The organism is Bacillus cereus group sp. MYBK5-2, from assembly GCF_051915685.1.
GTDB lineage: Bacteria > Bacillota > Bacilli > Bacillales > Bacillaceae_G > Bacillus_A > Bacillus_A cereus.
Genome location: NZ_JBQAFE010000008.1, coordinates 52,245 through 75,365, shown reverse-complemented (window position 1 = coordinate 75,365; position 23,121 = coordinate 52,245). Strand labels below are relative to the sequence as shown.

Below are 23,121 nucleotides of genomic sequence, written 5' to 3'. Positions count from 1 at the left end.
GGATGTTTTTTACTTTCTTGTAAACCATGCCGTGTGTAATAATTGAATCGCTTTCGCAATCTCACCCTCTGATAATATCGCAAACCCAAGTAAAACTACATTCTCAGGCGCCGTACCGTCTTTATAGTACGTAGACACAGGATATATTTTGATACTATGTTTCGCAGCTTCTTGAATTAATTCTTCTTCCCGCATTCCATTATGCACTTTTAATAAAATGTGTAATCCCGAATCTTCTCCTATCACTTCAACACGATTAGAGAAATACTTCTCTATTTCAAAAACAAGTCGATCTCTCTTCTTTCGGTAGACGACACGCATTTTATGAATATGTTTTTCCCAATAGCCTTCATTTAAAAATCTTCTAATCACTTCTTGGTCCATTCTTGAAACACTTTGTGTATAAAATAAATATTGCTGTTGATACTTTTTAATTAATTTCTTCGGCAACACCATATAGCTCATCCGTAGCGATGGCAATAATGCTTTAGATAGCGTCCCCATATAAATAACTTTCCCCTCTGTATCTAACCCTTGCAGCGCCGGTATAGGCTTTCCAGAATAGCGAAATTCACTATCGTAATCATCTTCAATAATATACCTGCTCTCTTCTTTCTTTGCCCATTGTAAAAGCTGCATCCTTCTCGTAATAGGCATAATCATTCCATATGGAAACTGATGGGAAGGTGTAACAAATACAACATTCGCATTGCTATTTTCTAAATCTGCAATACAAATTCCATCTCTATCTAAAGATAACATTTGGACTCTTGCTTCTCCCTGTTCAAAAACAACCATCTTTCTATGATACCCTGGGTTTTCAACTGCATAATTGCTTCCCTTTAACAATTGAAACAATAGTTTCACTAATATTTGTGTTCCCGCTCCTAATACAATTTGACTAGCTGAACAACGTACACCTCTAGATTCATACAAATAATTCGTAATCTCTTCTCTTAAGCTCGCTTCTCCTTGAGGGTGTCCTAGAAAGAGAAGTTCGTTATTATGCGGCTGCCATATTTCATTTACAATTTTCCGATACATATTGAATGGAAAAGCATTTGTATCAATTCCTGTTTGTGTAAAATCAAATTTATAACTCTTCTCCTGAAACGGTACTTCTTCTATTCTATCTCCGCTATCCTCTACATGAGCCATTTGCTCAATTTTGCATACAAAATAGCCTTTTCTCGATATCGACTCAATATAACCTTCTGCAAGTAATTGTTCGTACGCTGCCTCTACTGTATTTTTACTTACTTGTAAATGTATCGCTAACTTTCGCTTAGCCGGTAATTTCGTAAAAGGGACAATCGATCCATCTTTAATCTCTTTTTTTATATACTCATACAATTGCACATACAATGCCTTTTTACTATTCATATTTAAATTAGGCGTTAATTCTAACATAATATCTGACCCCTTAATAAAACTAAAATCTGACACTTTTTACAGTACCAGATTTTATATATAATTCCTTTTATCATATCACACATAAAAAATCAAATACCGGAGAGGAGAAACATGATAATGAACAATGGTAGACGTATCGGACTTATTATGATTATTACAGGGGCTACATTATGGGGATTATCTGGTCCAATGATTCAGTGGCTATTTCAGCATACTAATGTATCCTCAATTGATTTTTTAACAATTCGATTGTTGCTTGCAGGAATATTTATTTTGTCTTTCTTACTTATAAAGAAACAAAACATATTTCAAATTTGGAAACACCCTAGATATTCTATACAACTTATTATTTTTTCTATTCTCGGCATGCTCGGTGCGCAATACGCCTTTATCGAAACGGTTCATATTAGTAATGCAGTCACAGCAACGCTATTTCAATTTCTAGGTCCTGTTCTTATTACCATGTATGTTGCATTTGAACAAAGAAAATTCCCTGCTTCCATGCAACTATTCGCAATTATAGCCGCGCTAATAGGAACATACTTTATTATTACAAATGGCTCAATTGAAAATATTGTTTTATCCAAAGAAGCTATTATTTTTGGACTATTAACAGCAATCGGATTTGCATTTTATACCCTTCATCCGGCTTCTCTCATTAAAGAATGCGGGACAACTGTAGTAATTGGTTGGGGGATGTTAATCGGAGGAATTGCACTACTTATTTATAATCGTTCATTCGGGTGGAATCAATTTTCACAAACCCTTACACTAAAAACTTTTTCTATGCTTATTCTTATCATTATTAGTGGTACCCTTTCTTTCCTTCTATATATCGGTAGTCTTAAATATTTAGCAGCAACAGAAACAAGCATTTTATCTAGCATTGAACCCCTTGTAGCTGCCATCGTTTCAATCACTTGGCTAAATGAATCTTTTGGAACATATCAATTATTAGGCGGCGTATGTATCGTTCTGTCCGTTATTTTTTTGACGATGCCTCAAAAAGAAACCGAACCAACCTATACAACGGAACAAATATAAAATGAAACTTTAATTAGTGGGGACTATCTCCCACTAATTATTAACCTACACCAATCGGGCTTTTACGGGATAAAAATGTCAAAAGAGGTCGTACAAAACTTACGACCTCTTTTTATACTTTAAAGGAATTGTCCCGCCTTCTAGCAAATACAATTACACTAACAATAAAAACTAGGAGTGTGGCACCATGAAAAAAATCGGAACTATGCTACTTCTCTCCTTCCTCATCACCGGATGCACACAAACGCAACCGGATTCAAAAGAACAAAAAAAAGACGTAATAGCAACGTCATCCACTCAAGTGAACGCACCTTCCTTCTTTCACCTTAGTGTTTTAAAAGATGTAAATTGGGAAGAAACACCTTCTTTCGTAGAAGGAAAAATGCCTTTAAAAGGCATCGAGGGTAAAGTCGCAATGGCTGATAGTCCTATTATCGCAAATGAACAAAATGAAATAATGTGGCACTTTCTAGATTCTGAAATACCAACTGGAAAATTGTCTATTATTGCGCTAAAACAAGGATCTGTAACTCCGACACAAGTACTCTTTCAAAAAGAAACTTCCAAACAAACTTGGACTACTTCAAATACAATCGATTCTACTACAAACGAACTCCCTCTCACTATGTCACTACCTTCATCTGGATTATGGTTATTAAATATATATGTGAATGAAAAATATTATGATCAGTTTGTAATCACTGCTGAGTAAAGTGACAAAAATAAACCACTTTCTTACAACAATGTAATTTCTACGTCATGTACTTCGATAGTTGAATTATCTCTCTTCTCTTATACTTAAAGTAAGAAATGAAACGAGGAGAGATGAGAGATGAAAAAAATGATAGAAGTGATCGTAGCAGTAACTGAGGTTTTAGTGAATGGTAAACAAGTTGCAATGGAATTAAATAAATAGTGAAGAAACATAAATAATTCTACACTTCTTCATTATTTTGATTTCTTATCTCAAAAAAGCAGTGCCTTTTAGGCACTGCTTTTCGCTATTAATAACGTGGTATTTTCGTAATTTGTGCCACGCCTGAATCAATAGCTGCTTTCGCTACTGCTTCTGCAACACTTGGAACAACTCTTTTATCTAATGGATTCGGAATTACATAATTCGCATTACGTTCTTCATCAGTAATGATGTTAGCGATCCCATATGCTGCCGCTAATTTCATCTCTTCTGTAATATCAGTTGCGCGCACATCTAACGCACCGCGGAATATTCCGGGAAACGCCAATACATTATTTACTTGATTCGCATAATCCGAGCGTCCAGTTCCTACTACAGCTGCCCCAGCCTCTAATGCATCCTCAGGGAAGATTTCTGGAATTGGATTAGCCATTGCAAACACAATTGCTTTCTCATTCATCGTCTGTACAAGTTCTTTCGTTAATACGTTAGGAGCAGATACGCCAATAAAAATATCAGCTTGGTGAATTGCTTCTTTTAACGTTCCACGCACATGTTCACGATTTGTCTTTTTTGAAACTTCAATTTGTGCTTCGTTCATCCATGTTTCACCTTCACAAACAATACCTTCTAGGCTAACTAGCGTAATGTGCTTTGCACCAGCCTTTAATAATAATTTTCCAATTGCAATTCCTGCCGAACCCGCACCGTTAATAACGATTTTCACATTATCCATTTGTTTGCTAACAACTTTTAATGCATTAATAACAGCTGCTAAAACGACAATAGCTGTTCCATGTTGATCATCATGGAATACAGGAATATTCGTTTCTTCTTTTAATCGTTTTTCAATTTCAAAACAACGCGGTGCTGCAATATCTTCTAAATTAATCCCTGCAAATGTAGGCTCTAAATTTTTTACAAGGGTAACGATTTCATCTACATCCGTTGTGCCTAAACATAATGGGAAAGCATCTACATTCGCAAACTTCTTAAACAAAATACTTTTTCCTTCCATAACAGGCATAGCGGCTTTCGGTCCAATGTTTCCTAAACCGAGTACCGCTGTTCCATCTGAAACAACTGCCACCATATTGCCACGTGCTGTATAGTCATACACTGTTTCTTCATCTGCCGCAATCGCTTTACACGACTCCGCTACACCTGGTGTATACGTCAGGCTTAAATCATCCGCTGAATTTACCTCCACTTTACTTGTAATTTCAATTTTCCCTACTAATTCTTTATGCAATAACAATGATCTTTCATTAATTTGATTTGCTAACATACTTATAATCTCCCCTTAATTTGACAAGCTAGCTATACGAATATAGCTAGCTTGTTTGATCATGAAAACATTTTTAATAATATTGTCGCCGTTACAACCATTGCCGCCCCGCCTAAACGAGTTGAAATTTGCGCGAACGGCATTAATTCCATACGATTTGAAGCCGATAAAATAGCAACATCTCCAGTTCCGCCTAAACCGCTATGACATCCAGTTACAATCGCCGATTCAACTGGATACATCTTCATCACTTTCCCTACAAGAAAACCTGATGCTACCATTGTAAGAACAACCGATGCGCACACAACAACATATCCTACTGAAAGAACTGCTGCTACGTCTTTTAACGGAATATATAGCAATCCTAATCCAACCATTAAAGGCCAAGTTAAATTCTTCGAAATAAATTTATATAAATGGAATGCTCCTTGCTCCATTTTTGCTGGCATTAATTTAAAGTATTTCACAAGTGCTGCTGAAAAAATCATAATGATTGCCCCAGGAATACCGATGAACTTAGAAGCAAATCCTCCGAAGATGAAGAACGTACACGCAATTAATAAACCTGCTCCCATTAATGAGAAGTCAATTGGCTTCTCTGTATTTTGTTCTTTTAATAATTCTGCTTGATTGTCTGTTTTCACTAATACACCGTTACCACTAAGCTCCGGTTTCTTCTCACCTAAACGCTTCATATACCCTGCACTTACAATTGCGAACATATTTCCAATAATAGCTGCTGGAATAAGCTGTGATACAAACGTCGCTGATGATTCATTTAAAATATCACTATAAGCTAGCGACAATGGTAAAATCCCTTCCCCGATACCACCACTCACAATTGGTACGATGATAAAGAAGAATGTGTGCTTCATTTCAAATCCAAATAATGAACCGACCAATAACCCTACTGCTACAGAAGCTAATGTCCCTACTACTAAAGGAATAAACATGCGAACGAAACCTTGTACTAACACTTTACGGTTCATTCCTAAAATACTTCCGACTACTAAACAAGAAATATATAAATATAAAAAGTTCGATTTTTTCATTAACATAGTCGCAGCTTCCATTGAAGCTGGATTCATCCAGTTAAAAAATACAAGTAATGATGGAATAAATAACGAAAGTATTGCTGGACCGCCGATATTTTTTAAAATTGGAATTCTCATCCCAATATCGCCTAAGAAAATCCCCATGATCATAATAACTGCAAATCCACCAATCATATCTGCTGGCAATTTATTATATACAGATGCCCCATAAATAATAGCAGCCAATACTACATATAACGGTAAAGGTATAACACCGATTTTTACATTCATAATTTTAGAAGCGAAAGATTCTCTTTGTACTTCATTTCCTTCAGAAAATGATACCGCTTCCACATTCTTTTGAATTCCCATATGGCACCCCCTCGTTTTCTTAATAACAATATTAAAACGCTTTCAATAGTAAAAATAGTTTTTGTAAGTTTTGTAATTGATTTTGTAATTAAAAAAAGTATAAGCGACTTATATTAAGTCGCTTATACGTAAAACTCTATTTTCTTTTGATCAACACATCTTAATTTACTTACAGGTCTGCCCACATGTTGGTACATCATTTCGTTTTCTAACACCCCAATGTCAGTCAAAAACATTACATATTTTCGAATAGAAACTCTTGAAATTCCAACTAATTGTGCCATTTCATCTGTTGTAAACACTCTTCCATTCAACGACTCGATCTTCTGCCAAATTAATTGCAACGTTTGCTTCGTTAACCCTTTCGGAAGCTCTTTCGTGACAGTAGGCTCCCTTTTTTCTTTTTGTAAAATTAACGAATCTAATTCCGATTGACTAATTTTTTGTTGTTCTTTCATGAAAGTAAGTTTTTCTCGATATATAGTTAATGCCTCTTTAAATCGTTCAAATGTAAATGGTTTAATTAAATAATCTACTACACCATATTGTAATGCTTTTTTAATACTTCCCATATCATGTACAGCTGAAATCATTATAATATCGATTTCTTTTTCTTGGTTCCGGATATACATTAAAAGCTCAAAACCAGTCTCTTCAGGCATAAAAATATCAAGTAATACTAAATCTACTCGTGATTTCTCTAATATTTCGATCGCCGACTTTACTGAGTTAACTGCTTGAACAAGTTCAAATCCTCCTACTTGCTCTAAATAATGCGTATTTAGCATTGCTACCATCGGGTCATCTTCTACAATTAAAACTTTAATCATATTTGCCTCTCATCCCTACCTTTAGGTATTTCAATTGTTATCGTTGTTCCCTTACCTACTAATGAATGCATATGAATTTCCCCATTTATTCGCTGTATACTTTCTTTTACAAGATACAAACCATAACCGCGGTTATCTCCCTTTGTGGAATAACCTTTCGTAAATAATTCCTCTATTTCTTTTTCTTGTATACCTTTTCCCGTATCTTGTACTGTAATAGTTAGTATATCCCCATGTTGTATCTTAACTTCAACTCGCTTCTTTTCACAATTCGTAACTGCCTCTAATGCATTATCAATTAAATTTCCGACAATCGTAATAAGTTCATGAGTAATACTTTCATCATCTATTTCCGGCATATAAGAATCTTCACTTATAATTAATTTTATATTTTTCTCTCTAGCATAGCTGAGCTTACCTAGTAAAAAACCAGCAAATACTGGACTTTTTATTCTTTTCATAACTCCACCAATTTCATATTGATGCTCTGATACCATGCCGCTTATATACTTCTGTAATTCTTCATACTGCTTCATATGTGTAAGCCCTAATACGACATGCATCTTATTCATAAACTCATGAGATTGTGCCCGTAATGCTTCTGCATATAGTCTAATACCAGTTAGTTCCTCTGCTAGTTTTCTAATCTCTGTTTTATCACGAAATGTTGCAATTGCACCAACTATTTCTCCTTTTACATATAAAGGAACTCGATTCGTCACAATCGTAATTCCATAAATATTTTGTTCTTCGTTTAATTGTACTTCTCCCGTTTGCAATACTTCTTTTATACGTGAATTTGGCATATACAACTCAACATCTTTACCGATAAAATCTTCTTCAAGTCCGCTTTTTTTAAATAGACGTTTCGCTTCATTATTAATTAATGTTACTCTAGCCTCTTTATCTACAGCAATAATACCTTCCTTTACAGATTGTAGCATCGTATTTCTTTCTTCAAGAATTTTTGCTATCCTGTGCGGCTCAAGACCGAATAAACTTTTCTTTATATGTCTAGCTAGCAATATTGCTCCTATAATTCCGACTAATACACCAACTCCGACACCAATATAAATGATATGTCTACTTTCCTTAACTCTCTCTTTTACATTATCTGCTGAAATACCAACAGCCACAGCTCCAAGTTGTTCACCTGTTTCAGAAAATATTGGTACAAACACTCGCATGGAAATACCTAAAGTTCCTTCTGCTAACGATACATGTTCTTTTCCTTTCAATGCAGGCCCTTCATCTCCCCCAATAAAATGATGCCCTATTTTTTGAGGATTTGGATGTGACTTTCTTATTCCATTCATGTCCATAACTACAATAAACTGAACACCTGTGTTTTGTAATATTCTATTTGTATACGTTTGGATTGCAGAGGTATCTGCTTTCCCAACCAAACCATCGATTACAATCGAATCATTCGCCACAATGTGTGCAATTGTTTTTGCCTTCTCTGCTTGGCTATCCTCCGTCGTCCGTTCTACATTATGACTAATTAATATATCTGTCACAAGTAAAGAAAAAATTACAACTGTACAAACTAACAATGTAATCGTTTTCCATAAATTCCATAGTCTTCTTCTTTTTTTCATCCCGTTAATGACTCCCCTAATTGCTGAATAGAAAAATAAGTAAGGTGATATTATTTTCACCTTACTTATCTGCTGTTATTATACTTTAAATTTACTAGTCATCGCTTGTAGTTCTTCTGCCATCTCAGCTAAGTTTTGCGAAGCTGAACTAATTTCCTCCATGGAATTAACCTGTTCTTCTGTTGAAGCTGCAACACTTTGCATACTAGCTGTATTTTCTTCTGCAGCAGCTGCAATTTCATCAATAGCATTTGTCACTTCATTTGCATCTCCAGCAATTCTCTTCGTTGTTTCTACCATTTGATTAACTTGAGAAACAATATGTGTAGTAGAACTTAAAATTTCCGTAAAACTTACTTTCGTTTTTGTTACAACATCAAGGCCCTGTTGAACTTCTCCATTCACATTATCCATCGCCTTAACAGTATGTTCAATATCCGCCTTAATTTCTGCAATTAAATTTGCAATCTCTCCAGATGACTCTCCTGATTGCTCTGCTAATTTTCTAACCTCATCTGCTACAATAGCAAATCCTCGTCCCTGTTCACCTGCTCTTGCTGCTTCAATAGCCGCATTTAAAGCTAATAAGTTTGTTTGAGTTGCGATGTTTTGAATTGCTTCAGAAATAGCTCCTACTTGCTTTGATTTCTCATCAAGCAGTTTAATAATAGCATCTGACTCGGATACCGACCTAGAAATAGACTGCATTTGTTTTGCAGTTTGTTCAACTAAATCTTCTCCCTCTTCAGCTCTTTCTCGCGCATGTAATGAGGAAATAGAAATTGACTCTGCGCTTCCAGTTACATCTTGAATTGCTGTATTTACTTGTTGCAATGTAGCCGCACCTTCTTCAACACCTTGACTTTGTGATTCAGCCCCACCTGATACTTGTTCCATTGCAATTGTAATTTGATCTGTCGCATCATTTGCTTGCTGTACGCTCGCTGTTAACTCTTCTGCCGATGCTGCAACATGTTCTGCTGAAAAGCTAATTTGGGTAATAACATCTTGTAAAGACGTAGACATTTCATTAAATGAATTCCCTAATTTCCCTATGTCATCCTTGGAATGGATTGTAATTTTCTCTGTTAAATCTCCCTTACTAATTTTATATGCCGATTCAGCTATTTTTCGTAATGGCCTTGTAATAGACTTTGTAATGAAATAAATTAATATACTACCAAATGCAATAGCGATAGCAATGACAATCAAAGTCTTATAAAACACTGGACTGGCAGCTTGGGTAATTTCTTCATCGAACATAACGCCAACTACTTTCCAGCCCGTTTTCTCATTTGTTGCAAAGATTAAATTCTTTTTATCATCTTGTTCTGTATAAGACACATTTCCTTGTTTATCTTCATAAATTGGTTTAATCCAAGGATCAGTAACTTTTGCACCTGGTTTTCTAGATGGATGACTAACAATTTGCTTATTTTGATCTAAAATAACTGCATAACCTTTTTCACCAATGTTAATCATTTTGGAAATTTTTAAGATGTTATCTAAATTTAAATTAATTCCTATAACACCTTTACCATCTTTTACTTCTTTCGCAATTGTCACTACCATATTTTTTGTAGATGCTGACTGATATGGTGCAGTAACAATTACTTTCCCTTTATTTTCATGAGCTTCTTTATACCAAGATCTATCTGTTGGATTATACCCATCAGCCATCTGGATAAATGGTTCTCTTATAAACTTTCCTGTCTCTGTTCCAATATAAATACCTTCTACTTCTGGATGAAGCTTTATATATTGTGCTAACTTCGTTCTTACTATTTCTTCCTGTCCATTTGGATATGTATCCTCTGTTAAGATGTCTGCAAAGTACGTCGCATCAACAAATTTCTCTTCTATATTTTGAGAAATAACAGTATTTAAAATCGAAATATTCTCCTTTGCTTTAGCTGTCATTTGATGTTCAAAATTTGTTTTGGCAGTTTGATATGAAACACCACCGATAATAATTCCTGGTATAGTTAAAATAATAAAAAATGAAATGATTAATTTTTTATTGATACTCATACATTTAACCCAGTTAAATATTTTTTGCATAATAAGCCTCCTTTATGTAATGTGGATACTTGTGTCATTTTATACAATTAACATATATAAAACAATATATAATGATAACATGTAATTTTTTCGTCAATTATGCATTTTTGCATATTCACTCCTTATACGTATTTTAATCATAAAAATAAGAGAACTTTAGCATTATATATGCTAAAGTTCTCTTATTTCTTAACAGCTTATACTCTATAAAACTTCTCTTATAATCCTCAAATCTTTATCCTTCGCCTTATAGTCATATTTACTAAAACTCTTCGTCCTAATTTATTTGACGCTCTTTACATAACTAATTGCCTGACTTCCCATTTGCGCCCATGCCTGTTCAAAGGTTTCTCTCGGTACTTTTACATCTAAGCTACCCTCAAGTGGATCTCGAATATATACAGATTCCTGATCATACCCGATAAGTACAATACAATGTTCATTATACGTAATAGAAACATCTCCACTATTTGTTTCCCATGTAGTAAATTCATCTGCATCTAATGGTGCAAATGTTGCATTTGTGATCATGACTACAGGTTGCCCTGCTTTTATACTCTTATAAATTTCTTCTATATTCTTCCCTGTTAAATCTACAGCTTTATTAGGTAAATATTTTTCCGCTAACTGAAAAAGTGGCCCATGATATACACCATATCCCGATTCAGAAAATGTATAAATATTACCTACAAATCCTTCATTTGGATTCCCGCGCACACCATCGTCTATAAAATCAACTTTTTTTATTTCATTTGCTAATGTCATCTTATCCACTGAAACACCAGCATATTGTAACATCATCGCTAAACTCGTCACTTCACAGCCTCTATCCAATTCTGGTAACTGCTGAATTAAGGGAACATTTGATAAGATGACTTTTTCATCGTTATTACTAAACTCCGTTTCTTTTCCTTTTTGTATATTTGAGAATGTTAACTTCTCTACATACTTTGGAATTCCATTTGTATATACACTCCATATTGCTGCACCTAGTAAAGCTGTACATATATACCACTTCAATTTTCTTATCGCTTTCACACCCTTATTAATTCGTTAAATAAGAATAAAATGCGTCAGCATCCGTTCGTACCATCGGTACAAAATTTAGTTCTTTTCCTTTTTCAGGCTGATCTTTTTTTATCTTTTCCGCTAACTCTTGAATATTCATATTCATTTTATCCATATTAAGCTCATCTGCCATTTGTAGCACCTTTTGTTCATTAATTTCTCTTAATATTTGATATATATCTTTACCATACAAATCAATATGATGTTTTTTTGCTTCTTCTTGTACTTTTTGTTCGTACACTTCTTGTGCTAACTCTTCAATTTCTTTTCCTTTTTGAGAAATGTCTAGCTTTTCTGCTTCTTCTCTTACTTTCTTTCCGTAGATTTCTTCCGCGATGTCTTCGATTTCTTTTCCATCTGTCGAAATACCTAATTTATCTGCTTCATCTTTAATTTTAATCGCATTAATTTGAGTAATTAAATCTACAATTGATGTATTCTCTATAGATATACCTAGCTTTAACGCTTCTTGCTTTACTTTTGTTTCATAGATTTCTTCTGACAGCGTCCCAACATCTTTTCCTTCAATCGATATGCCTAACTGCTCTGCTTCCCTTCCTACTTCTGTTTCATGAATTTCTTTTTCTAGTGTAATTTGTTCTTTTCCTTCCGTTTCAATACCTAGTTTCTCTGCTTTTTCTTCTGTATGCACTGCATGTATCTTACCATTGTTCAATTGTTCTTTACTGCGCTGCGTGTAATCTGTCTTTCCTTTTTGTGTTTCAGAAGGAGAGGCACCCCCTAATATACTTAAACTCATTACTCCAATAGTGAATACCGTCATCATTTTCTTTTTCAAAATTAATTCCTCCCTCTTATACTTTCTTTCCCATCATTCCCCTAGTTTTTTTAATACTATACATACATCTCATCGCTGCTTGAGATAACATTATGATTGATAAACCCCACTCACATACACCTAGTCTCTTCTTCATGTAACGAACTTTCTTTATGCCATACATAATATAAATAGTTTCTTAACTTTCCCTTAAAAAAAGACGACCTTGTAAAAACAAGGTCGTCTTCTTACTTATATTTTTTGGTTTTTAGGGAAAATCACTTCAAAACAAGTGCCATCTCCCCATTTGCTCTCTACTGATATTTTTCCGTAATGCTTTTCTACAATCCAATTTGCGATTGAAAGACCTAATCCAGCTCCTTCTGACGTACTTCTTGCTTTATCCCCTTGATAAAAACGATCAAATAATTTCGGAATATCTTCTTCTTTCACTCCTATCCCGTCATCTTTCACCTGTATGCGAATTGAACTACTCGTTTGCGTGCAATCAATTTGAATATGCCCACCTTCGTTTGTATACTTCATCGCATTATCTAACAGTATGACCATCATTTGATGAATCCGCTCTCTATCAGCCATAAAGGATACACCACGTTCTACTTTTAGCATCATTTCTTTTTCTTGATAAGAAGCAATCTCTTTATATGGAGCTACTATTTCTTCTAACAATTTATCAAGTTCAAATGTTTTCTTATCCATCTCAATTTGATTAGAATCAGAACGTGCTAGCAATAATAAATTACTAACGAGTTTCGATAACCGCCTACATTCTTTTGAAATTGTAGAAATATCCATCGCTTTTTCTTCTATCGTAGCGGATGGTGACTGGAATAAAACATCCGTTTTTGATTGAATAACTGCAAGTGGTGTCCTGAGTTCATGTGATGCATCAGAAACGAATTGTTGCTGTTTCTCCCATGAACTTTGAATAGGTACGAGTGCTCTACCAGCTAGGAAAAAGCCAATACCTATCGCACAGAGGCTTCCTATGCTACAACCTATAACGAGAATTAAAAATAAAGTATTTAACATTCCTTCTTCCGCTGTTATATCTCGCACGATTTGAACTATTTCTCCATCTTTTTGAAGCGAAAATGCTCTAAAATATCGTCCTTGTACTTCAATATCTTGTAACTCCTCTAATTTTTCGGGAGAAAAACTTTCCAAATTCTCTTCAAAAATAGAACGGAATTTACGGTTATCGCCCTCTATTTTCACTATTTTCCCATTCCAAGTTATTCTAGTTACTCGCGGATCTCCAATTTGGATATTCTCCATGCGTTTTCTTGGTGGTACTTTAACATCTAATTTTTCTCTATACTGAGCTATCATTTTTATAGATTGATCTACTTCACTATAAATACGCTTGTATGTGTACGAATAAATAATACTGCCTAATATACCTATTAATAGAATAAATACTAATGAGTTCACTATAGTCAAACGAATGCGTGTTTTTTGAAACATACTTCCTTTTTTCATTGTTCTTTTAATATATATCCAATACCTCGAACGGTTTGAATATCTTTCTGATAACCGAATGGCTCTAATTTTTTACGTAAATGATGCACATACACTTCTACAATCGCTACTGTAGTATCTGAATCAAATCCCCAAACACGATCAAAAATTTGTTCACGCATTAAAATCTTTCCGCTATTTTGAACAAGGTACTCTAGAAGCTCATATTGTTTTAATGATAACTTCATACCTTTTCCATCTACTTGAACATCTTTATCTTTTCCGAACAATTCAATGCCTTTATAGCGAATTGTTTGCTGCGTTGTTAAACTACCACTTCTGCGTAGTAAAGCACGAATTCTCGCTTTTAATTCAGGGGCCTGAAATGGCTTAACAATATAGTCATCTCCACCAAAGTCCAATCCCTTCACCCGATCTTCTAAAGAATCTCTCGCTGTCAAAAACAGGACTGGTGTTTCAATCTTTTCATCTCGTATTTTTTGAATCACTTCAAATCCGTCCATCCCTGGCATCATCACATCCAGCAAAATTGCATCATATATATTTTGAAGAGCTAAAAACAATCCATCTTCTCCATTTATTGCCGTATCTACTTCAAATTCATCACGTAAAATTTGTACGATAGACTCTAATAACGAAGCATTATCTTCTACTACAAGTAAACGCATGCTCTCACCTTCCATCAAATAGTTCAATTCTATTTATTATTACATTTCTTCTCTTCATAACAAAAGAATGTAGTTACATTACGTAATTTCATTTTTAACTATTTCCTTCTAAAATTTTGAAGTTTTATTATAAAAACTTTGTCTTAAATTTAGCTTAATAAAAAATTGAAAGAAATAAGATTCCTCTTATCTCTTTCAATTTTTTATTACATATACCTTTTTACTCGGCAACTCTAAACAATTTAGCTGACCGCCATACACAGCCCCGCCATCAATCCCAATAATACGATTACTACCAAAATACACTCCGCAATCCTCACTACCATGAAGCGTTTTTGTTTCCGTATGCCCAAATACAATAACCTTTTCACCGCTATATCCATTATGAAATTCATTACGGATCCACATTAATGTATATGGTTCAGATTCAGAAACTCGTTTCATCGGTTCAACCCCAGCATGTACAAATATATACTCTTCTGTTTCAATGTAATGATCTAATTCTTGAATAAACTTTATATGTTCCTCTAATACACGAGAGTGTAAAATCGTTTTTTGGAAGTCTTTCTCATTAACCGCAATATCTTCTTCTACAAATCCATAGCTATATAATGTCTTATCTCCACCATTTCTTTTTACCCAATGGTTCCATGAACGTTCCTCATTTGCCGTTAACGCCTTAATCATCATATCTTCATGATTTCCTTTTAAAATGAGTGCTCCCTCTTTTTTCAATTCTCTTACCTTTTCAATTACAGCACGCGCATTTGGACCACGATCTACATAATCTCCCAGTAAGATTAATTGATCCTGTTTCGCATCATATTGAGCTTCTTCCAATAACTGTTCGAACTTTTCTATCTCTCCATGAATATCACTAATAACAAGAATTCTTTTCATATTATCCCCCCTCTTTCTAATTATAGTTCAAAACGACAGAAAATTCAGAATTGAAATCCCGCATTAACGGGCAGTAAGCCCCCCACTGATTACAGTTTCACTTTATTACAAACTAAACTATTATCCTTACAACAATGTAAGTCTCTTGTCATCCAATTCGATAGTTGTAATTACTGTATTTCCTTATACTGAGAGTAAGAAATGAAACAAAAAATAAGGAGAGATGAGAGATGAAAAAAGTAATGGAAGTTGTAGTAGCGGTAGTAGAGGTTTTCGTAAATGGTAAACAAGTCGCAATGGAGTTAAATAAATAATGAAAAGGACAACATTCACTCTAGACCCTTTACTCATATAAAAGAGATAAGACTTCATCATTTCTTTGATCCCTTATCTCCCTATAAAGAAAGCCGTATCCCTTTTAAGGATACGGCTTTCTCTTATTTTTGACTCGTACGAGCTGAAATGCTAATTGCTCTATCTGTTGCTTTGGCAGCTTCATCTAACGCTTCTTTACTATTCTTCCCGTCATACATCGCTTCTAATGCTTTTACAACTGCATCTCGTGATTCTGGGAATACACTAATTAAAGCCCCTTGTGTTGCTGGAGATTGCTTCGTCGCTTGCAATTGATCTACTGTTACTTTCAACTGTGGATATTTTTCATATTGCTCTTTTACTAATGGCTCATTATATGCATCTGGATTAATTGAGAAATAACCTGTTGCAGTATGCCATTTTGCTTGTACGTCTGGCTTCGTTAAATATTTCATAAAGTCCCAAGCACCTTGTTGCGTTTCTTCTGAAACCATATTCGTCATCCATAATGATGCTCCACCAATAACAACACCATTTTGTTTCGAATCCTCAGGATACGGAATATATGAAACACCTACATTAAACTTAGATGCATCGATTAAATCACGAACACCTGCTGAAGAATCTAAATATATAGCAACTTGTCCAGATTGGAACGCGGCACGAATATCATCCCAACTTGCTCCATACTTTCCAAGTGCGCCAGCTTTATTTAAATCATCTAACATTCCAAATACTTTCTGTCCTTCTTTACCGTTAAATACCGCCTTCTTTGCAGCATCTTTACGGCCGTTTTCGTTATCTACATATAAAGCACCTTGTGTCGCTAACAATTCTTCAAAGAACCAACCGTAGTTAAGCATGGAGAATCCATATTGTTTTACATTTCCGCCTTCTTTAATCGTTAACTTTTTCGCTGCTTCTTGTAATTCCGCATATGTTTTTGGAGCTTTCTCTGGATCTAAGCCCGCCTTTGCAAAAGCATCTTTATTATAAATTAATACTGGTGTAGATGAATTAAATGGCATAGAATACATTTTTCCATCAACTGAATAATAATTTGTAATTGCTTTTTCTAATTTTGACGTATCGTACTTATCTTTTTTTATCCAGCTATCAATTGGTGTGATTTTTTTGCTATCAATCATATATTTCGTTGTAATTTCACTCGATTGAACAAGAGCTGGCGCTTCTTTCGTTGCAGACATCGTTCTAAATTTCGTTAAAGACTCTTCATATGTCCCTTGGAACTCTGCCTTTATCTCATATTTATTTTGCGACTTATTATAGTCTGCAACAAGACCATCTAATACTCCTTGTGTTTTTCCACCCATCGCATGCCAGAAGCGAATTACAGTTTTATCACCATTTTTTTCAACTGGTGCTACTTTTGCCTGTGCTTCAGGTTTTCCCTCTGTTTTACTATTTGAACAAGCTGCACTAGATAATGCCATTGTTGCTACCATTAATAGAGCAGCACCTTTTTTAACTAGACTCATTTAAATCTCACCTTCTCTTAGTTATTTAATTGCACCTTTTGTTAATCCTTGTTGTAATTGCTTTTGCCCTAAAAATAGTAAAATCAATGTTGGAATAACGATAACCGTAACACCGGCCATTACGCTTCCCCAATCAGTTGCAACTTCTTGAGACTGAAGCTGCTTTACACCGATTTGCACTGTTCTTACTTTTTCATCAGTGGTCACTAAAAGTGGCCATAAATACATATTCCATGTTGTTAAAAAGCTATATACTCCAAGCGTAATAAAACTCGTTTTACAATACGGTATTACAACGCTGAATAAAAATCTTATATTTCCAATCCCTTCAATAAAAGCAGCTTCTTTCAGTTCATTCGGGAGTGTCATAAAATGTTGACGTAACAAGAAAATACCGAAAGCTGTTGCAAAAAACGGCACTGTCATCCCGGCGAAACTATTGATCCAGCCAAAGTTTTGAATCGTTAAAAAGTTAGGCACCATCGTTGCTTCCCACGGAATAAGCATCGTTGAAATAAACAGGAAGAAAATTAAGTTTCTCCCTTTAAACTGAAGAAAAACAAAAGCATAAGCTGCTAAACTTGATACGATAAGTTGTCCAATCATAACGACTGTCGATACAATTAAACTGTTATATAAGTATGTAAAAAGCGGTACTTTTTGAAAAATATTAATGAAATTATCAAAAGTAAACTGGGTCGGAAATAACCTTCTCATTTGAATATCGTCTGGTGTCATAAAGCTTATTAAAAATGCATACAGTACAGGAAAAAATACCATCACTGCACTAATAATGAGTAGCATGTATAATAGGAAATTTTGTTTCCACTGTTTAACAATCATTTATAATGCACCTTTCTCTCAGCAAACTTAAATTGAAGTAATGTAGCAACGAAAATGAAAACAAATAATACCATCGCTTGTGCACTTGCTGTTCCAAATTGATGATTCACAAACGCCTCTTTGTAAATCGAGTACACAATTAAATTCGTTGCATCATTTGGTCCACCGTGCGTTAAAATATCAATTTGTCCAAAGCTTTGGAACGCACTAATTAATGTTACTGTTACAATAAAGAATAAAGTTGGTGATAGCATCGGTAATGTAACACGGCGAAGCTTATATAAATAACTAGCACCATCTATAGATGCACTCTCATATAAAGACGTATCAATATTTTGTAAACCACCTAATATAACTAAAAATGCAAAACCTGTATTCACCCAAACTGTTGTAACTGATACAGAGAATAGTGCCCAGTCCGGACTCGTTAACCATGCGATTGCAGGAAGGTTCATAGAGGCTAATATATTATTAAATAATCCTACACTTGGATGAAATAAAAATAGCCAAATCACTGCACTAGCAGCTACTGATATTCCCATCGTCGAAGAAAACAGAACTCGGAATAACCCAATACCTCTTACCTTTCCATTTGCAATCAATGCAAGAAACAAAGCAAATATAATACTCGTAGGAACTGTATATAAAACAAATAATAAAGTTGATTTTATACTTTTGTAGAAGGCTGGATCAGAGAATAAATATTGATAATTTTCTAAGCCAACGAAAAGATTAGCTTCTCCATGTATATCGGTTAAATAAAAACTATAATAAATCGTCCTAAACAATGGATAGAACAGAAAAATCGAAAATAGCAAAATAGATGGCGCCAAAAACAATAATCCTATTCTTAAATCTTTCGTTCTCTCCCATAATTTTTTCTTTTTTGACACCTTTGTTTGAACTGGTAACTTACTTACTTCGATCATTATTTCGCCACCACTTTCAACTCTTCTTCACCTACCACTTTTAAGCGTTCATTCGTGTTTTCGTTAAAGAAGCATAACTTTTCTTGCGAGAATAATAATTTTACTTTGTCACCTTTGTTCAGGAGTAACTGTCCGATAACTTTCGCACTCCAAGTTGTTCCATTTACCGCAAAGTTCAATATAGATTCATTCCCTAATACTTCTACAGATTGCAACGTCACTTCTTGTCCCTCCTCAGACAGTGCAATATGCTCAGGGCGCATGCCTATGCGAATTGTTCCTTCTGGTAATTGCTTTAACTGTCTAATAGATAATGGAATTTGCAATTGTCCTATATGTAATACACCTTTTTCTTTATTTACTTCCCCATCATTTATATTCATAGAAGGAGAACCTATAAAGCTTGCAACAAATTCGTTTGCTGGTTCGTTATATATGTTAAGTGGTGTTCCAACTTGCTGTATACTTCCTTTATTTAAAACCATGATACGATCACCCATAGTCATCGCTTCTATTTGATCGTGGGTAACGTAAATCATCGTAATTCCTAATCGCTGCTGAATTTCTCTAATTTCAATTCTCATTTGCGCACGTAATTTCGCATCCAAATTCGAAAGTGGTTCATCCATTAAACAGATTGGCGCTTGACTCACAATTGCCCTGGCAAGTGCAACACGCTGTCTTTGTCCGCCTGATAATTGGCCTGGTTTCATTTTCACATACTCTTTCAGTCCTACCATTTCAATAGCTTCCATTAATCGCTTTTGTCGCTCTTCTTTTTGTACTTTTCTTACCTTAAGTCCAAATAAAATATTTGCTTCTACAGATAAGTGTGGATATAATGCATAATTTTGAAATACCATTGATAGATTACGGTCTTTCGGCTCTAGATCATTTGCAACACGTTCATTAATAATTAAATCTCCTGAAGAAATCTCTTCTAAGCCAGCGATCATTCGTAATAATGTGCTTTTCCCGCATCCCGAAGGTCCAACTAAAACAAAAAATTCACCCTTCTTAATATGAACCGATACGCCTTTAACCGCTGTCTCTTCTGCATTTTTATATACCTTTGAAACATTTTTCAATTCAATCACAAGGTTGCACTCCTTTTTTCTTCTTGTATCCATACTTCATAATGACTTGTTGAAATCGCACTTGCTCCTGCACGAATTGCAATTTCCGCATCTTCTCGCGTTTGAATCAGCCCTCCTGCAATAATAGGAAACTCTATTTCCTCTACTAGCTGCTTAATAATAGAAGGCATAATCCCCGGCATAATCTCTACTGCATTTGGTTTAGTCGTTTTACAATTTTCAATTGATTTAGTAAGAGATAAAGTATCTACAATAAAAATACGTTGAATTGTTTTCAATCCAATTTTATTAGCATTTCGAATTGTTGAACCCTTTGTTGAAATAATACCTTGTGCCCCGATAACATCTTGAATATACAAAAGCGCTTCCTCTGTATTCGTATTTAAGCCTTGTATAAAATCACAATGAAGAAATACATCATGTCCATGTTTCTGCAATTCATATACACGCTCTGGTAATTCCAGCATTGAACCAGTCATAAGAAAAACTGTTTTCGGCAATTTTTTGTATGCTTTGTATCCTTTCCAATCCTTTATCATCGCAATATAAGGTTCTTTAAACATTTATTCCACCTAACTGTTCTATTTTTATCCAAACTAAAAACACCTACTTACATAGAACGCCTTTCTCCTTATTTGAACTCTAGGGAATAGAGCACACCTAAGAAAGTGGCACATTATATGTAAGTGGGTGTTCTCAAATGTTCTCTACCCTAGTTATTTTGTTACCTTTACTATATTACGCATTTATTAAGTCAGTTTTGATAGATTGTTAATTAGGTGTTAATCGAATGTTAATATTCACCATATCATTATTTACATTAATCTAGATATTAAAATATAAATAAATAGAACGAAACAATACTTAAAATTCAATCAATATGTAAATTCATTCCATAGTTAATGATTTTTAGTTTGCTTGCCACTGCTTGCAAACTAAAGTTATCCCAAGCAGTACTATAAAGTGGAATGCGCCTTTTCTCTTGTATTGATATGGCCCAGGCTGTAACAACATCAGTACCATATCCGTTCCCTTGAAACTCCGCTAAAGTTTCCACACTTGCCTCAGCAGCTACGGGCGTACTTCTGGCACTGCAACAAACAGAAACTACTTTTTCATTTTTTACAATTGCCAAATAAGGTTGCCTCCTTATTTACTCCATTTACCATCCATTCATAATCTATTTTTCATGTTCAAAATAAAAATCCCATTCAAATACACATTACTGAATCCATCATACTAACTGATTTCTTCATTCTGTCTATCTAAATGGGATTATTTTTCGTTTTTTACTCTACTGGTTGTTGTGGCTGTACTACTTCATTCGCTCCAGCTACCCTCAACATATTTACAATATCTTTAAAACCTCTTTTTTCAGCGTATTGCAGTGGCGTCAGATGTTCCTTGTTAGCCATGTTTACATCTGCACCGTGATCAATAAGTAATTGAATTACTTTCTTATGGTTTTCACTACCATTTCCTAATACAATTGCTTCTAATAACGCTGTTCCACCACGTTCATTTTTATAATTCACATCAATATCTGTATGCTCTAATAATTCTTTAACAACCTCTACATGGCCACGCTCAGATGCAGAAATAAGTGCTGTCCCACCTGACCTAGTCGTTTCTTTCGTATTAACTCCTGCATTAATTAATACTTTTACAATATCCGTATATCCTTCTCTACTTGCATAAAGAAGTGGATTACTTTTTTTCTCATCTTTAATTTCAATATTAGCACCTGCACCAATTAATGCTTTAACTGTCTCTACATGATTTTGGTACGTCGCTGCAAGGACAGGCGTTTCTCCGTTGTCACCTTCTACGTTTATATTCGCTCCATCCTGAATCAACTTCATAGCTGTCTCTGTGTCTCCAAGAGTAGCTGAAAGTAACAACTGTTTGTCCATTAAATTTATACTTTTCTCTTCTTTAGATTCTTCCTGTTCTTTATGCTTCTCTTTTTTCTTCTCATTTTTCACATGAACCGGTTTCGATTCTGGTTCTTCTTGCTTATCGCAAGCCACTACCGTCATTAAAAGTCCTAATAAAATACATAATAAAATTTTTTGTTTTCTCACAACTACAGCTCCTATGAAAGATAATGTTTTCTTAACCATTCCTCCATCACATACAATAACTCTTCTTGAGTACATTTATCCATAAGCCCTTTAGATTCCTTCTTTAATCGGATTATCTTAAGCTTATACTATGTTTCTCAACCTATTGAAATGATACGCCTGATGGCCCCATCATTAACATTATGAAGCAATTAGTTTAGCACGTTTTTACCGCATTTGTATACATTTCTAAAAAGTACATAAATGATTGCTTTAGGTTACTATATTCCATTGTAACCGTTCTGCTAAAAATTTTACACCTTTTCTATATTTGCACCTGAGTAATAATAGAAAAAGACAACTACATAGTTGTCTTTTTCTATTAATGATGTCCACCATGATTTCCTGCTTTCGGTTTCCCCATCATCTCTTTATTCATTTCCCATTTATGCTCTGCTAGCTCTTTATACGAAAGAACTTTCCCCTTATAGTTAGATACAAAGCTCTCTGCATCTTTTTTATTTTTAAATGAGATGACATTATAAGCCATCGGTGTCGTTATTGTTTTATCATATACGTAAGTAGCGTCTTCTAACGAAATCCAATCTTTCGAATCATAATCTCGGACAAATTTCTCTTTCGTCTTTTCATCTGAGTTGATCTCCATCCATTTATACATACAACCGATATCATCAAACTTTAACGCTTTTCCATTTTCTAAAATAATTTCTGTTGCAAATTGATTATCTGTTACCCCAATTTGGCAAATATCACATTTATCATGTTTCTCATCAATGGCAACAGCTGCTGTTTCCTTTTTCCCACACCCGACTACCGTAAATACGAAACATAAACATATAGCAAGTACGACATATTTTACTTTCATCAATATTCCTCCC

The 23,121-nt window shown here is 34.6% G+C and carries 20 protein-coding genes and 2 pseudogenes; 2 read left to right on the top strand and 20 right to left on the bottom strand.

Translation table 11 applies throughout. The annotated features are described in order from the left end of the window. Nucleotides 1-9 precede the first annotated feature (9 nt). On the bottom strand, nt 10-1,410 hold the full coding sequence (gene pdxR, locus ACTFP3_RS23085) for a MocR-like pyridoxine biosynthesis transcription factor PdxR (RefSeq protein WP_025710215.1): 1,401 nt from the start codon (nt 1,408-1,410) through the stop codon (nt 10-12). A 120-nt stretch (nt 1,411-1,530) separates the two neighbouring features. On the opposite strand from pdxR, the gene ACTFP3_RS23080 reads away from it, so the two are divergent. Then, nucleotides 1,531-2,457 (top strand): DMT family transporter, encoded by a 927-nt coding sequence (locus ACTFP3_RS23080; protein ID WP_001059054.1) that lies wholly within the window; start codon nt 1,531-1,533, stop codon nt 2,455-2,457. 187 nt (nt 2,458-2,644) lie between these two features. Beyond that, on the top strand, nt 2,645-3,169 hold the full coding sequence (locus ACTFP3_RS23075) for a DUF4871 domain-containing protein (RefSeq protein ID WP_000719692.1): 525 nt from the start codon (nt 2,645-2,647) through the stop codon (nt 3,167-3,169). Nucleotides 3,170-3,461: 292 nt separating this feature from the next. Here the strand turns inward: ACTFP3_RS23075 and ACTFP3_RS23070 are convergent, their stop codons facing one another. The 19 genes and pseudogenes from ACTFP3_RS23070 to ACTFP3_RS22980 form a co-directional block, all read right to left on the bottom strand. After that, nucleotides 3,462-4,661 (bottom strand): NAD(P)-dependent malic enzyme, encoded by a 1,200-nt coding sequence (locus ACTFP3_RS23070; protein ID WP_000880780.1) that lies wholly within the window; start codon nt 4,659-4,661, stop codon nt 3,462-3,464. A gap of 59 nt (nt 4,662-4,720) precedes the next feature. Continuing rightward, entirely contained in the window at nt 4,721-6,067 is a 1,347-nt protein-coding gene (locus ACTFP3_RS23065; protein ID WP_000512722.1) for a 2-hydroxycarboxylate transporter family protein, read from the bottom strand. 122 nt (nt 6,068-6,189) lie between these two features. Then, nucleotides 6,190-6,897: a response regulator gene (locus tag ACTFP3_RS23060; RefSeq protein ID WP_000598666.1), complete on the bottom strand. Its 708-nt coding sequence runs from the start codon at nt 6,895-6,897 to the stop codon at nt 6,190-6,192. Next, nucleotides 6,894-8,498, bottom strand: a complete 1,605-nt coding sequence (locus ACTFP3_RS23055) for a sensor histidine kinase (protein ID WP_000747345.1) — start codon at nt 8,496-8,498, stop codon at nt 6,894-6,896. Before ACTFP3_RS23055 ends, ACTFP3_RS23060 begins: the two co-directional genes overlap by 4 nt. Nucleotides 8,499-8,576: 78 nt before the next feature. Then, on the bottom strand, nt 8,577-9,395 hold the full coding sequence (locus tag ACTFP3_RS23050; RefSeq protein ID WP_432804035.1) for a methyl-accepting chemotaxis protein: 819 nt from the start codon (nt 9,393-9,395) through the stop codon (nt 8,577-8,579). A gap of 120 nt (nt 9,396-9,515) precedes the next feature. Beyond that, nucleotides 9,516-10,418: pseudogene (locus ACTFP3_RS23045) on the bottom strand (cache domain-containing protein); the annotation flags it as partial. Nucleotides 10,419-10,841: 423 nt separating this feature from the next. Next, nucleotides 10,842-11,597, bottom strand: coding sequence for a C39 family peptidase (locus tag ACTFP3_RS23040; RefSeq protein ID WP_086384851.1), 756 nt, complete (start codon nt 11,595-11,597; stop codon nt 10,842-10,844). Nucleotides 11,598-11,604: 7 nt separating this feature from the next. Then, nucleotides 11,605-12,426 carry a hypothetical protein gene (locus tag ACTFP3_RS23035; protein ID WP_000728587.1) on the bottom strand — a complete coding sequence of 274 codons (822 nt, stop codon included), beginning with the start codon at nt 12,424-12,426 and terminating at the stop codon, nt 11,605-11,607. A 231-nt stretch (nt 12,427-12,657) separates the two neighbouring features. Beyond that, nucleotides 12,658-13,908, bottom strand: a complete 1,251-nt coding sequence (locus ACTFP3_RS23030; protein ID WP_326036374.1) for a HAMP domain-containing sensor histidine kinase — start codon at nt 13,906-13,908, stop codon at nt 12,658-12,660. Beyond that, entirely contained in the window at nt 13,905-14,576 is a 672-nt protein-coding gene (locus ACTFP3_RS23025; RefSeq protein ID WP_001238621.1) for a response regulator transcription factor, read from the bottom strand. Before ACTFP3_RS23025 ends, ACTFP3_RS23030 begins: the two co-directional genes overlap by 4 nt. 195 nt (nt 14,577-14,771) lie before the next feature. After that, nucleotides 14,772-15,476: a metallophosphoesterase family protein gene (locus tag ACTFP3_RS23020; protein WP_440011373.1), complete on the bottom strand. Its 705-nt coding sequence runs from the start codon at nt 15,474-15,476 to the stop codon at nt 14,772-14,774. 437 nt (nt 15,477-15,913) lie between these two features. After that, nucleotides 15,914-17,290 carry an ABC transporter substrate-binding protein gene (locus ACTFP3_RS23015; RefSeq protein ID WP_440011371.1) on the bottom strand — a complete coding sequence of 459 codons (1,377 nt, stop codon included), beginning with the start codon at nt 17,288-17,290 and terminating at the stop codon, nt 15,914-15,916. A 21-nt stretch (nt 17,291-17,311) separates the two neighbouring features. Beyond that, the gene (locus tag ACTFP3_RS23010) at nt 17,312-18,133 is read right to left on the bottom strand and encodes a carbohydrate ABC transporter permease (RefSeq protein ID WP_000635946.1); all 822 of its coding nucleotides are present in this window, start codon (nt 18,131-18,133) and stop codon (nt 17,312-17,314) included. Continuing rightward, complete coding sequence (locus tag ACTFP3_RS23005; protein WP_000573797.1) at nt 18,130-19,062, bottom strand: carbohydrate ABC transporter permease; 933 nt, start codon at nt 19,060-19,062, stop codon at nt 18,130-18,132. Before ACTFP3_RS23005 ends, ACTFP3_RS23010 begins: the two co-directional genes overlap by 4 nt. Continuing rightward, nucleotides 19,062-20,159 carry an ABC transporter ATP-binding protein gene (locus tag ACTFP3_RS23000; RefSeq protein ID WP_326036377.1) on the bottom strand — a complete coding sequence of 366 codons (1,098 nt, stop codon included), beginning with the start codon at nt 20,157-20,159 and terminating at the stop codon, nt 19,062-19,064. Before ACTFP3_RS23000 ends, ACTFP3_RS23005 begins: the two co-directional genes overlap by 1 nt. Continuing rightward, nucleotides 20,156-20,722: a glycerol-3-phosphate responsive antiterminator gene (locus ACTFP3_RS22995; protein WP_000472003.1), complete on the bottom strand. Its 567-nt coding sequence runs from the start codon at nt 20,720-20,722 to the stop codon at nt 20,156-20,158. The genes ACTFP3_RS23000 and ACTFP3_RS22995 overlap by 4 nt, the downstream gene beginning before the upstream one ends. 308 nt (nt 20,723-21,030) lie before the next feature. Further along, nucleotides 21,031-21,306, bottom strand: a pseudogene (locus ACTFP3_RS22990) (GNAT family N-acetyltransferase); the annotation flags it as partial. Nucleotides 21,307-21,448: 142 nt separating this feature from the next. Beyond that, nucleotides 21,449-22,318, bottom strand: a complete 870-nt coding sequence (locus ACTFP3_RS22985) for an ankyrin repeat domain-containing protein (protein ID WP_000287336.1) — start codon at nt 22,316-22,318, stop codon at nt 21,449-21,451. Between the two features lie 286 nt (nt 22,319-22,604). Next, nucleotides 22,605-23,108, bottom strand: coding sequence for a nitrous oxide reductase accessory protein NosL (locus ACTFP3_RS22980; RefSeq protein ID WP_000865665.1), 504 nt, complete (start codon nt 23,106-23,108; stop codon nt 22,605-22,607). Nucleotides 23,109-23,121: the final 13 nt, after the last annotated feature.